This window comes from Polynucleobacter sp. (genome assembly GCF_030693775.1).
Lineage (GTDB): Bacteria > Pseudomonadota > Gammaproteobacteria > Burkholderiales > Burkholderiaceae > Polynucleobacter.
Window position 1 is genome coordinate 628061 of record NZ_JAUXZY010000004.1, and the last position, 13069, is coordinate 641129.

The window sequence follows — 13069 nt, forward strand, 5'->3', positions numbered from 1 at the left end:
ACTAAATCAGTTGTTTTAAGGCCAGCAGGTATTTTTCAGGGCTCAGTTGCCCACCATCCCGCTGGGATTCCCATAAGACCTGACCTAGGCACTCCATGATGCGGTGCTGCGCTTCGTGCTCCGAATCCAGTCGCTTCGCAATAACACTGGCGACGTGCCGAATGCCGGGCGGTTGATCGATTGAGATCTGTTCGCTAATCGATAAGTGCATCGATAGGTGCAGGAAGGGATTGGTTTCGCCACGCTCTGGTGTGTAATCTTGGCTTAATGCCGTATCGCTATCGCTCAGCAAGGCATGGTGCTCGGGGTGCTGCTCCATCCACTGGCCGGCCAGCGTTTCCAGTGGGGTCAAAATAGTATTGGCCTGTTTCTTCTGCCAGGTATCGCAAAAGAAACGCCGAACTTCCTCTCGGCTTGGATTAAATAGCGCCACGAATTTGTCCTTTCCCCGTTTTTTGCCGGTAGCCGCACAGCGGCTCCACTATGCATTGGGCGCATTCCGGCGATCGCGCTTTACAAACATAGCGTCCATGCAAGATAAGCCAGTGATGCGCATCCAGTAAATATTCTTTTGGAACTCGCTTGAGTAGTTGCTGCTCGACTTTCAGCACATCTTTTCCAGGAGCAAGACCGGTGCGGTTAGATACCCTGAAGATATGGGTATCGACTGCCATGGTGGGCTCACCAAATGCCGTATTTAAAATAACGTTGGCTGTTTTGCGACCTACTCCCGGCAGTGCTTCGAGTGCTTCGCGGGTGCGAGGGACTTCGCCACCATGCCGCTCTAGCAAGAGGCGGCAGGTTTCTTGTAAATGTTTGCCTTTGGTGCGAAAGAGGCCAATATGCTCGATGAAGGGCCGAACACCATCTTCGCCTAAAGCCAGTAAGGCGGCGGGCGTGTTGGCTATCTTGAATAACTGACGTGTGCCTTTATTAACGGATATGTCGGTTGCCTGCGCTGAGAGCAAGACCGCAACCAGTAACTCAAAAGGTGAGCTGTACTCAAGCTCCGTCTCCGGATTGGGATTGTTTGCTTTCAGTTGGGCAAAAAAAGCAGTGCGCTGTTCGAGATTCATTTTGTATTGTTCTTGTTTGCAGCTAACTTTGCGCGCTCAATCGCTGCTGCAATGATCGCACGTTTGCGCTCGGTCTCTCGTGCTACCGATTGGCTCGCAGCGCCATCGATCTCGTTCAGCGCCTTTAACTTGGCCTCGGCTTTTTTAGATAGGCGTAGGTTGTTATCGCGCTCCTCGCGCTCTAGGCGATCTTCACGCCCGTGGTAGCGTGCACGGGATAGAGCGGCCTGTTCGGGCGTCCATGCATCCCAGCCAGTCCGATTTTCTGTCGCCGAAACCATGCTGATGCAATCAACCGGGCAGGGCGGTACGCAAAGATCGCAACCCGTGCACCACTCGGTCAGGACAACATGCATTTGTTTGGATGCGCCCACAATCGCATCAACTGGACAGGCTTGTATGCAGAGGGTGCAACCGATGCAGGTTTTGGGATCAATTAGGGCAACTGGCCGTGGCCGCTCGATACCGCACTCGGGTTCCAGTTGAAGATGGGGTGGAAGTTGCCGTCCAGATGCCATCAAGATAGAGCTTAGGCGCTGTATTCCTTCGGCGCCTCCAGGAGGGCAGCGGTTCGGTAGGACTCCCTCATCGGCCATTGCTGCCGCATAGGATCGGCAGTCGGGGTAACCGCACTTGGTACATTGGGTTTGAGGTAGCACACCATCGAGTTGATTGCAGAGTTCAACTGGATTCATGCAGTGTTTATTAGCAATCAGTACGAACTGCGAACTTAGTCACTCGCAAAAACTGCTTTGGCCACCTTCTTTTTTGATGCCTTGGAAGTTTGCTCGTGCGCACGGATAAAGTCTTTAATGCGGGGATACACCTTCTCACGCCAGCGTCGGCCTGAAAAAATACCGTAGTGACCGGCTCCAACGACTTCGTAATGATCCTTGCGTTCCGTAGGGATGCTTTTACACAATTTATGTGCAGCGCGGGTTTGGCCGCTACCAGAAATGTCATCAAGCTCACCCTCGATAGTCAGTAGCGCCACATCGGTAATGTCATGGGGTTTGACTAACTTGCCAGAAACTTTCCAGGTACCACTGGGCAGGGCATATTCTTGAAACACGGTTTTGATGGTGTCTAAGTAGTACTTTGCATCCATATCCAAAACCGCGTTGTACTCGTCGTAAAAACGAATGTGTGCTTTAGCGTCAAGCTCATCACCGCGCACCAGATTCTGAAAATAATCCCAATGCGATTGCATGTGATTTTGGGGGTTCATGGCAATAAAGCCCGTGTGCTGTAAGAAACCAGGGTAGACACGGCGCCCAGCTCCAGCATGGGGCTGAGGCACTTCATAAATCACGTGGCTTTCGAACCACTCGTATGATTTTTTATCGGCCAAAGAATTGACTGCGGTGGGTGATTTGCGGGCATCAATTGGACCGCCCATCATGATCATGGAGGCGGGGGTTTCTTCGCCGTTCGATGCCATGAGGGAAATGGCGCCTAAGGTGGGTACCGTTGGTTGGCACACAGAGATCACGTGCAGATTTTTTGGGCCGATGGTGCGGATAAATTCTTGAATGTAATGAACGTAATCATCAAGCCCGAATTCACCTTTGTCAGCCGGCACAGTGCGTGCATCGAGCCAATCGGTGATGTAGACCTTGTGGTCCTGAAGCAGAGTTCGTACCGTGTCGCGTAATAGGGTGGAGTGATGCCCTGAGAGTGGCGCAACCACTAGAACAACCGGATCTTCTTTGAGTTTCTTGATGACTTCAAGATCATCCGAATAGCGCTTAAAGCGAATTAAATTGCAAAACGGCTTTTCAAGTGTAGTGATTTCGTGAATGGCGACATCACGACCATGCGCCTTTACAGCACGAATTCCAAATTCGGGTTTCTTATACTCTTTTCCAAGTCGGTGGAGTAATTCATAGCTTGCGGCGATGCGTTCCGCCCCAGGCATTTTTGATAATGGATTGGATGCATTCACAAACGTCTCAGATGCTGTTTGTGCCCACGAGCTCAATGGCTGCAGCAAGGCTTTTTGGAACTCGTACAGTTGATATAGCATGACGCCTCCTAGAAAACCAGTGTAACCGCCTTTACGCTAAGACGCGGGCAATTGCTTTGGCCACACGATCAATATTCTTGGTATTGAGGGCTGCAACGCAAATGCGGCCGGTGGACAGGGCGAAAATGCTGTCTTCCTTTTGCAGGCGTGCCACCTGTTCTGCAGTAAGTCCCGAATAGGAGAACATGCCGCGTTGTGACTCAATAAAACCAAAATCCTGTTTTGCGCCGTTTGCGGCCAAGCGCACAACCAGCTCATGGCGCATGGCCTTAATACGATCACGCATCAATGCAAGCTCATCCTCCCACTGCTGACGTAGCTTGGGGTTATTGAGCACCGCAGCCACAATTGCGCCACCATGGGTTGGTGGGTTGGAGTAGTTCGTACGAATCACACGCTTGAGTTGCGAGAGTACGCGCGCAGACTCATCTCGGCTTTGGGTCACGATAGACAAAGCGCCTACACGTTCGCCATACAAGGAGAATGATTTTGAAAAGGAGCTGGAAACAAAAAAGGACATACCCGATTCAGCAAATAGCCGCGCAGCAAGTCCGTCCTCTTCAATGCCTTGAGCAAAACCTTGGTAGGCCATATCTAAAAAGGGAATGAGGTCGCGCTCACGGCAGATCTCAATGACCTTGAGCCATTGTTCCTTGTTGAGGTCGGCGCCGGTGGGGTTGTGACAGCAGACATGCAATACAACCAAAGTGCGTTTTGGAAATGACTTGAGGGACTTAACCATCCCAGAAAAATCGACCCCGCGAGTTTTGCTATCAAAGTAGGTGTACTCAAGTACTTCGTAACCGGCGGCCTCAAAAACGCCGCGGTGGTTTTCCCAGCTCGGATTGCTAATAGCTGCCGGTACGTTTGGTTCAATGCGCCGCACAAAGTCGCCGCCGACGCGTAAAGCACCCGTGCCCCCAAGGCACTCTGCAGTAACGACGCGACCATCTTTAATTAATGGGGAGTCTTCGCCGAAAAGGAGTTTTTGCACGCCCATGTTGTAGGGGCTTGGACCCTCAATCGGGATGTAGCTACGGGGCGACTGTTTACCAACGATTTCTTTTTCAGCCTCAATTACGGCCTTGAGCAAAGGCACCTTGCCCTCATCGGTGTAGTAAACACCAACACCTAAATTTACCTTTTCTGGATTTTGATCGGCCACATAAGCCTCGGTCAGGCCAAAAATGGGGTCTTTAGGGGCAAGTTGTACTGAGGAAAACAGGTTCATGGGGTATTGGGCGTCTGTAAGTGGTTGAAAAGAAGGCTGGATCTTAAAGAATGGGTGATTTTTTGAGGAATGGCTGACTATCTTTAGATAAAAACGGCAAAATCAACGTTTATGTGAAATTCTCTGTGAAATGGTTTGCAGATGAAATGATAGCCGAGATGCCCCCAAAGTCCCCGAAACCAAGCCCTAAACCCATCGCTGCCAGCTTAGAGGCAGAGCTGCCGCTCAGCAGCGCGCCAGAGGGGCTGGATCAGGCTAAGTTTGTGCGTTTTCCGGACTCCCCATTTGAGTTGTATCAGCCTTTTCCTCCGGCAGGGGATCAGCCTCAAGCCATTGATCTGTTGGTCACCGGAATTGAGGACGGCCTATCCTTTCAGACCCTGTTGGGCGTGACGGGTTCGGGCAAAACCTTCACTATGGCCAATGTGATTGCCCGTATGGGTCGACCTGCCATCGTCTTTGCCCCGAACAAGACCTTAGCCGCGCAACTGTATAGCGAATTCCGGGAGTTTTTTCCGCGCAATGCGGTCGAATACTTCGTGAGCTATTACGACTATTACCAGCCCGAAGCCTACGTGCCGCATCGTGATCTTTTTATTGAAAAGGATTCGGCCATCAATGAACACATTGAACAGATGCGTTTGTCCGCCACCAAGAGTTTATTGGAGCGCCGTGACGTTGTGATTGTGGCATCGGTCTCGGCGATATACGGTATCGGTAATCCAGGGGATTACCACAGCATGGTGATGACTCTGCGGCCTGGCGACAAAATGAGCCAGCGTGAGATCGTGACCCGCTTAATTGCAATGCAATATGACCGAAATGAAATGGATTTTCAGCGGGGTGTATTTCGCGTGCGTGGCGATACCATCGATATTTTTCCTGCCGAACACAATGAGCTCGCGGTACGGGTTGAGTTATTCGATGATGTGATTGAAAGCCTGCAATTTTTTGATCCCCTCACGGGCCGCATCAAACAAAAAATTCCGCGCTTTACGGTTTACCCCAGCTCGCATTACGTCACGCCTCGGGAAACTGTGCTGAATGCCATTGAGACTATCAAAACTGAATTGCGTGATCGCTTGGCTGAGTTTGTGAAGGATGGCAAGCTAGTAGAGGCCCAGCGCCTAGAGCAGCGCACGCGCTTTGATCTCGAGATGCTCAATGAGTTAGGGTTTTGCAAAGGCATTGAAAATTACTCGCGCCATTTATCGGGCGCAAAGCCAGGCGAGTCGCCGCCGACCTTGGTCGACTATCTGCCCCAAGATGCGTTGATGTTTCTAGATGAGAGTCACGTCATGATTGGGCAGTTAAACGCCATGTACAACGGCGATCGGTCACGCAAACAGACTTTGGTGGACTTTGGCTTTCGACTGCCATCGGCGCTGGATAACCGGCCGCTGAAGTTTCCGGAGTTTGAAACCAAAATGCGCCAAGCCGTTTTTGTTTCGGCGACGCCGGCTGACTATGAGGCCAGCAAAACGGGGCAGGTGGTGGAGCAAGTAGCCAGGCCAACGGGCCTCGTGGATCCACAGATCGAAGTTTTGCCCGCAAGTTCGCAAGTGGATGATTTGCTCAATCAAATTCATGAACGCGTGAAGGTGGGTGAGCGCGTCTTGGTTACGGTGTTAACCAAACGGATGGCCGAGCAACTCACTGATTTCTTGTCTGATAACGGCGTCAAGGTGCGCTACGTGCACTCCGATATTGATACGGTAGAGCGCGTCGAAATTATTCGAGACTTACGCCTAGGCGCATTTGATGTTCTCGTTGGGATTAATTTGCTGCGAGAGGGTCTGGATATTCCGGAGGTGTCGCTGGTGGCGATTTTGGATGCGGATAAGGAGGGCTTTTTGCGCTCGGAACGCAGTCTGATTCAAACCATCGGCAGGGCAGCGCGCAATATGAATGGCAAAGCCATCTTGTATGCCGATCGCATTACGGATTCGATGCGCCGCGCGATGGATGAGACCGAGCGTCGCCGCACCAAGCAGATTGCCTTTAATAAGGACCATGGCATTGAGCCACGCGGGGTCAGCAAACGCATTAAAGACATCATTGATGGGGTTTATGACGTCAAAGAGAAGCGCTCCGAGTTTGTGGCCGCAGAAGAGCAGGCCCACTACGCCGGGATGAGTGAGCGGGCGCTCTCAGCAGAAATCAAGCGCCTAGAGAAGCAAATGAATGCAGAAGCCAAGAATCTCGAGTTTGAGAAGGCCGCCACCACCCGCGATCGCCTCAGTAAGGTCAAAGAAATGGCCTTTGGCGCCTTATCCCAAGATGCCCTATAGCCAAAATGGGTAGTACCCGAGCAAATTAGTCGGGTATCTGTTATTCTTGATCATAACGGTTGGGTATTACCCGCCCGACTGTGCGCTGTCCATAACAATCCATTACCAAGGTGCCATATGAGACTTACAACAAAAGGTCGTTTTGCAGTAACCGCCATGATTGATCTGGCGCTACGGGAGGCCCACGGCCCCGTTACCCTAGCTGGCATTAGCCAAAGGCAACATATTTCACTTTCTTACCTTGAGCAGCTGTTCGGTAAGTTACGCCGCTTTAATATCGTCGAGAGCACACGCGGCCCTGGCGGCGGTTATACCTTAGCGCGCAAGCCCGAAGAGGTTAGTGTGGCCGATATTATTGTTGCGGTGGACGAGCCCCTGGATGCAACCCAGTGTGGCGGCAAAGGCAATTGCCACGGTGATGATGAGGAACATGGCCGCTGCATGACGCACGATTTGTGGGCCAATCTCAATACCCGCATGGTGGAATACCTTGCATCGGTATCGCTCCGTGATTTAGTCGCGCAACAAGCAGACCGCGGTCAGGTTGTGCACGATTTGCGTGAGCGCAAAGTCAAAGTAGAACCAATCAAGGTCATGAAAGCAGCGCCTGCGCCGCTCGCTAAAAAAGAATCTAGCATCGCTGCTAAGCCATTACTCGTGAATTCCGTCTTTAACCTTGCTCGGCAAAGTTAAGTTTTAATACTACATCGTTTACTACTGAAGATTTATTTATGAACGCACCTGAAACCAAAGCCATCCAGCCCGTATCGCTGTTTAGCCCCAAGCATTTTCCAGTCTATATGGACTACTCTGCCACCACGCCGATTGACCCGCGCGTGGTCGACAAGATGATTCCTTATCTGCGCGAGCAGTTTGGTAATGCGGCATCGCGTAGCCATGCCTTTGGCTGGGCTGCAGAAGAGGCCGTTGAGGAGGCGCGCAATGAGGTAGCAAAGTTGGTGCATGCCGATCCCCGCGAGATTGTTTGGACCAGCGGCGCAACCGAAAGTATTAATTTGGCGGTAAAGGGAGCGGCGCACTTTTATCAAGAAAAGGGCAAGCACCTCATCACTATTAAAACCGAGCACAAGGCAACTCTCGATACCTGCCGTGAACTCGAGCGGGAAGGGTTTGAAGTCACGTACCTGGACGTATTACCCAATGGCCTGATTGATTTTGACGTCTTGCAGGCGGCCATTCGTCCCGATACGATTCTGGTGTCGGTGATGTACGTCAACAATGAGATTGGCGTGATTCAGGATATTCCCCGCATTGGCGAACTTACCCGCTCAAAAGGCATCATCCTGCACGTGGATGCAGCGCAAGCGACGGGCAAGATTGAAATTGACTTAGAAAAAATCAAAGTGGATTTGATGAGTTTTTCTGCACACAAATCCTACGGCCCTAAAGGCATTGGCGCTTTGTTCGTGCGTCGCAAGCCCCGCATCCGGATTGAAGCGCAAATTCATGGTGGCGGTCATGAGCGGGGTATGCGCTCGGGAACATTGCCGGTGCATCAAATTGTCGGCATGGGTGAAGCGTTTAAATTTGCCCGCCTCGACATGATTGAAGAAAACAAACGCATTCGTGCCTTGCGCGATCGCCTCTTAAGTGGCCTGCAGGATATTGAAGAGGTTTATGTCAATGGTGATATGGATCAACGTGTGGCACACAACCTCAACATTAGCTTTAATTACGTTGAAGGCGAATCGATGCTGATGGCTTTGAAAGACATCGCGATTTCATCGGGATCGGCGTGCACCTCGGCATCCTTGGAGCCATCCTATGTATTGCGTGCTCTAGGTCGTAATGATGAGCTGGCACACAGCTCCATTCGCTTTACCATTGGCCGGTTTACCACCGAAGAGGAAGTTGACTTTACGGTGCAATTGGTTAAAGAAAAGATCGCCAAGCTCCGCGAACTGTCGCCTTTATGGGAGATGTTCAAAGACGGCATTGATTTGAGTACGATTCAGTGGGCTGCCCACTAAACAGATTAAGACAGTAGGAGAAAGAACCATGGCATATAGCGATAAAGTAATTGATCATTATGAAAACCCCCGTAATGTGGGTTCCTTTGCAAAAACTGATGACAACGTCGGTACTGGCATGGTGGGTGCACCAGCCTGCGGCGATGTCATGAAATTGCAAATTCGGGTGAACGAGCAGGGCATTATTGAAGATGCAAAGTTCAAAACCTACGGATGCGGATCGGCGATCGCATCTTCCTCGCTCGTCACTGAGTGGGTTAAGGGCAAGACGCTCGATCAGGCTTTGGAGATTAAAAACTCCTTGATAGCCGAAGAGTTGGCCTTACCACCGGTCAAAATCCACTGCTCCATCTTGGCAGAGGACGCCATTAAGGCGGCGGTTCAAGATTACAAAGAAAAGCACCCGGGCAATTAAGTTGATCTGCACTTAGGAATCCTTATGGCAATTACACTCACTCAAAAAGCAGCTGCACACGTCAATCGCAACCTTCAGAAGCGTGGCAAAGGGTGCGGCTTGCGTCTGGGCGTTCGCACAACCGGCTGTTCTGGCCTAGCCTATCAGTTGGAGTATGTGGACGATGCCGCCCCCGAGGATCAGATGTTTGAGTCCAACGGGGTAAAGATTTTTGTTGATCCTAAAAGCTTGGCATACCTTGATGGCACTGAACTCGACTTTGTGCGAGAAGGTCTCAATGAGGGTTTTAAGTTTCAGAATCCAAACATGAAGGATGAGTGTGGTTGTGGCGAATCATTCCGCGTCTGAGGATTACTTTCAATTTTTTGGTTTAAGTCCGCAATTCAGTTTGGATCTAGCGCAGCTGGATCAGGCCTACCTCGCAATTCAAAAAGAAGTTCACCCCGACCGCCATACCCAAGGTAGCGACAGTGAGCAGCGGATTGCAATGCAAATGGCTACCTTGGCTAATACAGCACACCAAACCTTAAAGCACCCGATTCAGCGCGGCTTGTACCTGTGCAAACTGCATGGCGTAGAGGCGAACTTAGAAACCAATACCGCCATGCCAACGGCATTTCTATTGCAGCAAATGGCGTGGCGCGATAGTCTAGAGGAGAGCGCAGATGATTTTGCTGCGCTCGATGCATTGGCGACTGAAGTCGACTCGGCATATAAGGCCGCTTTAGTTGAATTGGCAGAGGCAATGGATCGGACGCATAATTACCAGCGAGCAGCCGAATTGCTGCGCGGCCTTTTGTTTATCGATAAATTTGCTACTGAATTAGATGACGCCATTGCGGCACTTGCTTGAGTTAATGATCAATGGCTTTATTACAAATTTCTGAACCCGGAATGTCGCTTGCGCCGCACCAGCGGCGTATTGCGATTGGCATTGATCTGGGCACCACGAACTCCTTGGTTGCGGTGGTGCGCGATGCCTTGCCAAAGGTCTTGGCCGATGAGCAAGGGCGCGAATTGCTTCCATCGGTTGTGCGCTATCTGCCTAGCGGCAGAACCCAAGCTGGATTTGAGGCGCTTGAGAGTGTAGTCAGCGATCCCAAGAATACGATTGTCTCCGTCAAGCGCTTTATGGGTCGCGGCCTCGGTGATGTAGATCATTTGGAAAATGCCCCGTACGACTTTGTGGATCAGCCCGGTATGCTCAAGTTGCGTACCGTTGCGGGTGACAAGAGCCCCATCGAAGTATCCGCTGAAATCTTAGCGCGCCTGCGGCAGTTGGCCGAAGATTCGGTCAACGATGACATCGTTGGTGCTGTGATTACGGTTCCAGCTTACTTTGACGATGCCCAGCGACAGGCCACGAAAGATGCCGCCAAATTAGCGGGGGTCGAGGTCTTGCGCCTGCTCAATGAACCCACTGCAGCAGCCATTGCCTATGGACTCGATAACGCATCCGAAGGCCTTTATGCAGTTTATGACTTAGGTGGCGGCACCTTTGACATCTCGATTTTGCGGATGAGCAAAGGCGTTTTCGAAGTCTTATCTACCGGCGGTGATTCGGCATTGGGCGGGGATGACTTTGATCATCGCCTTTACTGCTGGGTGATCGAACAGGCCAAGTTAGCCCCTATTTCAATTCAAGATCATCGTGCTTTGCTGATGGCTTGTAAAACGGCCAAAGAGCAGCTAAGCCATAATCCCTTGGCGCGAGTACACCAGACACTGAGTGACGGTACCGTGGTAAATGTTGGTGTTAGTCAGGCGCAATTTTTTGAGATGACTCAAAACTTGGTCGCCAAAACATTGGCAGCCGTACGCAAGGCATTGCGTGACTCTGGGTTCAAGGCAGAAGAAATCAAAGGCGTTGTCATGGTAGGTGGCGCAACGCGCATGCCGCATGTACAGCGCGCTGTGGGTGAGCTCTTTGGTACGGCGCCACTAAATAACTTGAACCCCGATCAAGTGGTTGCCATGGGCGCCGCAATGCAGGCCGACTTGCTTGCCGGCAACCAAGGCAAGAATGAGGAATGGTTGTTGCTTGATGTGATTCCGCTCTCGCTTGGCATTGAGACCATGGGCGGTTTGGTGGAAAAGATTATTCCGCGTAACACACCCATACCCGTTGCTCGGGCACAAGAATTCACGACCTTCAAGGATGGCCAAACCGCGTTGGCCTTGCATGTGGTTCAAGGTGAGCGCGAAACCTCGGCCGATTGCCGCTCACTTGGTCAGTTTGAGCTCCGCGGTATACCGCCAATGGTGGCTGGAGCGGCACGCATTCGGGTGACCTTTCAGGTGGACGCTGATGGCTTGTTATCGGTGCGCGCTACCGAGCAGGGCTCGGGCGTTGAGGCCTCGATCGATATCAAACCATCCTATGGTTTAAGTGATGCAGACATTACACGGATGCTCCAAGATGGCTTTGCGTCAGCTCAGGTAGATTTAAAAGCCAGGGCCCTGCGTGAAGAGCAAGTATCAGCCCAGCGCTTACTAGATGCAGTGCAGGCCGCCTTAAATAGTGACGGGTATTTATTAAGCGATGCTGAGCGTACTGCGGTAGATCAGGCCATGGCAACATTGCAAGGCATTCTGTCCTCCGAGGAGGATAGCGATGTGTTGCGACGCGCTGTTGATCATGCCGCCAAAGCAACCGATGATTTTGCGCAAAAGCGCATGAACGCGAGTATCCAAAAAGCCTTAACGGGAAAAAGTGTTTCCGAAATTTAATTAAACGATTGAGATCAAGTAATGACCCAAATTGTGATTTTGCCGCACACTGAATATTGCCCCGATGGTGCAGTACTCGAGGTTTCCCCTGGTACCAGCATTTGCGAGGCCTTACTGGAAAACGATATCCCGATTGAGCATGCATGCGACATGGTGTGTGCCTGTACTACCTGTCACGTGATTGTGCGTGAAGGGTTTAACAGCCTCAATGAGCCCGATGAAAACGAGGAAGATTTATTAGACCGGGCGTGGGGTTTAAATCCCTTATCCCGCCTGTCGTGTCAGGCCATTATTGCAAAAGACGACCTGGTGGTTGAGATACCTAAATACTCGATCAATCACGCCAAAGAAAATCATTAATTGCGCGTGGACTCAATGTCCCGGCGCTTTATGAAAGTGCGCTTAAGAACTGGGCTTTAATAGCGGTAGTAATGCTTTGCCTTCCATGCCGCTTACGCTCGAGTAAACCCACTTTTCTGTAAATGGTTTTTCCTGGCAAGGTATGAATACGCAGGCGCTGATCATGCTTCCAATCCACGTTGGCTAATTGCGGAATAATGGAATAGCCAAGGCCCTGTCTAACCAGTTCAATAATCGCTTCAACGGAGTTTATTTCCATACCTTCGTTCATCGCGAGCTTATTTACTTTGATGGTTTGATCAACTAAGTGACCGGTCCATGTTTTTCGCTCAAACCGAATAAAGGGCAAGTTCTTTGGGATGGTTTCATCGCTTACGGTTGATCGACTGCGTTTTTGACCGGTTTGCGGGAGTATGAGAACCATGGGCTCTTTGTATAGCTCGGTCCACATGGCGCTTTGGGGTAGGGTAAATGGCGACTCCGTCACAATGGCTGCGTCTAGCTTGCCATCCAGGACTTGATCGAGGAAGTCACTCGATAATCCGGCAATCAGTTTAATTTCCAGTTCAGGGTAGTTGCGCTTTAATTCATCCAAGGCTTTCCCAAAATGCCCCATCAGGGTTGAGACTAAAGCGCCCAGCACGATTGTCCCGCTTAGTTCATTTTTGAGGCCGCTTCCCAGAGACTCATAGCGCGCAATGATGTCCTGAATCGGCTCAATTAAGGCTCTGCCATGGTTATTTAATACCAAAGACCGTTTATTGCGATCAAATAAGGCAATACCAATTTCTGCCTCTAAGTGTTGCAATTGTTGACCAGCCGCCGCCGCAGTAAGCCCGATTTCTCGGGCAGCAGCAGCAACGCTGCCATGGCGGCTAATGGCGATGAAATTTTTAAGTACGCGGATGCTCGACATGGCCTTATTATAGTAAAGAAATACTTTATCTCG

General features: G+C 51.0%; 14 protein-coding genes. 8 read left to right on the forward strand and 6 right to left on the reverse strand.

The window, feature by feature from the left end; genetic code table 11:
• Window position 1: 1 nt before the first annotated feature.
• From Q8M75_RS06000 to Q8M75_RS06020, 5 genes are read right to left on the reverse strand one after another with little or no spacing between them, the layout of a single operon-like run.
• The gene (locus Q8M75_RS06000) at window positions 2–433 is read right to left on the reverse strand and encodes a DUF1841 family protein (RefSeq protein WP_305487356.1); all 432 of its coding nucleotides are present in this window, start codon (window positions 431–433) and stop codon (window positions 2–4) included.
• Complete coding sequence (gene nth, locus Q8M75_RS06005) at window positions 420–1076, reverse strand: endonuclease III (protein ID WP_305487359.1); 657 nt, start codon at window positions 1074–1076, stop codon at window positions 420–422. The genes Q8M75_RS06000 and nth overlap by 14 nt, the downstream gene beginning before the upstream one ends.
• Complete coding sequence (gene rsxB / locus Q8M75_RS06010; protein ID WP_305487360.1) at window positions 1073–1771, reverse strand: electron transport complex subunit RsxB; 699 nt, start codon at window positions 1769–1771, stop codon at window positions 1073–1075. Before rsxB ends, nth begins: the two co-directional genes overlap by 4 nt.
• A 35-nt stretch (window positions 1772–1806) precedes the next feature.
• Window positions 1807–3102, reverse strand: a complete 1296-nt coding sequence (locus Q8M75_RS06015) for a polyhydroxyalkanoate depolymerase (RefSeq protein ID WP_305487362.1) — start codon at window positions 3100–3102, stop codon at window positions 1807–1809.
• Between the two features lie 31 nt (window positions 3103–3133).
• The gene (locus Q8M75_RS06020) at window positions 3134–4333 is read right to left on the reverse strand and encodes an amino acid aminotransferase (protein ID WP_305487364.1); all 1200 of its coding nucleotides are present in this window, start codon (window positions 4331–4333) and stop codon (window positions 3134–3136) included.
• Window positions 4334–4479: 146 nt separating this feature from the next.
• On the opposite strand from Q8M75_RS06020, the gene uvrB reads away from it, so the two are divergent.
• The 8 genes from uvrB to fdx all read left to right on the forward strand — a co-directional run bounded on the left by uvrB (window position 4480) and on the right by fdx (window position 12120).
• Complete coding sequence (gene uvrB, locus Q8M75_RS06025; RefSeq protein WP_371131773.1) at window positions 4480–6624, forward strand: excinuclease ABC subunit UvrB; 2145 nt, start codon at window positions 4480–4482, stop codon at window positions 6622–6624.
• A 117-nt stretch (window positions 6625–6741) separates the two neighbouring features.
• A complete protein-coding gene (locus Q8M75_RS06030; protein WP_305487369.1) occupies window positions 6742–7317 on the forward strand; it encodes a Fe-S cluster assembly transcription factor in 576 nt (191 codons plus the stop codon).
• Window positions 7318–7355: 38 nt separating this feature from the next.
• Window positions 7356–8615, forward strand: coding sequence for an IscS subfamily cysteine desulfurase (locus Q8M75_RS06035; protein ID WP_305487373.1), 1260 nt, complete (start codon window positions 7356–7358; stop codon window positions 8613–8615).
• A 28-nt stretch (window positions 8616–8643) separates the two neighbouring features.
• Window positions 8644–9030 carry a Fe-S cluster assembly scaffold IscU gene (gene iscU, locus Q8M75_RS06040; RefSeq protein WP_108469385.1) on the forward strand — a complete coding sequence of 129 codons (387 nt, stop codon included), beginning with the start codon at window positions 8644–8646 and terminating at the stop codon, window positions 9028–9030.
• A gap of 24 nt (window positions 9031–9054) precedes the next feature.
• Window positions 9055–9378: an iron-sulfur cluster assembly protein IscA gene (gene iscA, locus Q8M75_RS06045; protein ID WP_305487375.1), complete on the forward strand. Its 324-nt coding sequence runs from the start codon at window positions 9055–9057 to the stop codon at window positions 9376–9378.
• Window positions 9356–9883, forward strand: a complete 528-nt coding sequence (hscB, locus tag Q8M75_RS06050) for a Fe-S protein assembly co-chaperone HscB (protein WP_305487376.1) — start codon at window positions 9356–9358, stop codon at window positions 9881–9883. The genes iscA and hscB overlap by 23 nt, the downstream gene beginning before the upstream one ends.
• Window positions 9884–9894: 11 nt before the next feature.
• Window positions 9895–11760 (forward strand): Fe-S protein assembly chaperone HscA, encoded by a 1866-nt coding sequence (gene hscA, locus Q8M75_RS06055; RefSeq protein ID WP_305487378.1) that lies wholly within the window; start codon window positions 9895–9897, stop codon window positions 11758–11760.
• 21 nt (window positions 11761–11781) lie between these two features.
• A complete protein-coding gene (fdx, locus tag Q8M75_RS06060) occupies window positions 11782–12120 on the forward strand; it encodes an ISC system 2Fe-2S type ferredoxin (RefSeq protein WP_305487380.1) in 339 nt (112 codons plus the stop codon).
• 28 nt (window positions 12121–12148) lie between these two features.
• Here fdx and Q8M75_RS06065 read toward each other — a convergent pair whose 3' ends face one another.
• Entirely contained in the window at window positions 12149–13036 is an 888-nt protein-coding gene (locus Q8M75_RS06065; protein WP_305487381.1) for a LysR family transcriptional regulator, read from the reverse strand.
• Between the last annotated feature and the right edge of the window lie 33 nt (window positions 13037–13069).

Coding starts and splice junctions, on each gene's coding strand:
- nth (WP_305487359.1), bottom strand. CDS start 1,076: ATGAATCTCGAACAGCGCACTGCTTTTTTTGCCCAACTGAAAGCAAAC.
- rsxB (WP_305487360.1), bottom strand. CDS start 1,771: ATGAATCCAGTTGAACTCTGCAATCAACTCGATGGTGTGCTACCTCAA.
- Q8M75_RS06015 (WP_305487362.1), bottom strand. CDS start 3,102: ATGCTATATCAACTGTACGAGTTCCAAAAAGCCTTGCTGCAGCCATTG.
- Q8M75_RS06020 (WP_305487364.1), bottom strand. CDS start 4,333: ATGAACCTGTTTTCCTCAGTACAACTTGCCCCTAAAGACCCCATTTTT.
- uvrB (WP_371131773.1), top strand. CDS start 4,480: ATGATAGCCGAGATGCCCCCAAAGTCCCCGAAACCAAGCCCTAAACCC.
- Q8M75_RS06030 (WP_305487369.1), top strand. CDS start 6,742: ATGAGACTTACAACAAAAGGTCGTTTTGCAGTAACCGCCATGATTGAT.
- Q8M75_RS06035 (WP_305487373.1), top strand. CDS start 7,356: ATGAACGCACCTGAAACCAAAGCCATCCAGCCCGTATCGCTGTTTAGC.
- iscU (WP_108469385.1), top strand. CDS start 8,644: ATGGCATATAGCGATAAAGTAATTGATCATTATGAAAACCCCCGTAAT.
- iscA (WP_305487375.1), top strand. CDS start 9,055: ATGGCAATTACACTCACTCAAAAAGCAGCTGCACACGTCAATCGCAAC.
- hscA (WP_305487378.1), top strand. CDS start 9,895: ATGGCTTTATTACAAATTTCTGAACCCGGAATGTCGCTTGCGCCGCAC.
- fdx (WP_305487380.1), top strand. CDS start 11,782: ATGACCCAAATTGTGATTTTGCCGCACACTGAATATTGCCCCGATGGT.
- Q8M75_RS06065 (WP_305487381.1), bottom strand. CDS start 13,036: ATGTCGAGCATCCGCGTACTTAAAAATTTCATCGCCATTAGCCGCCAT.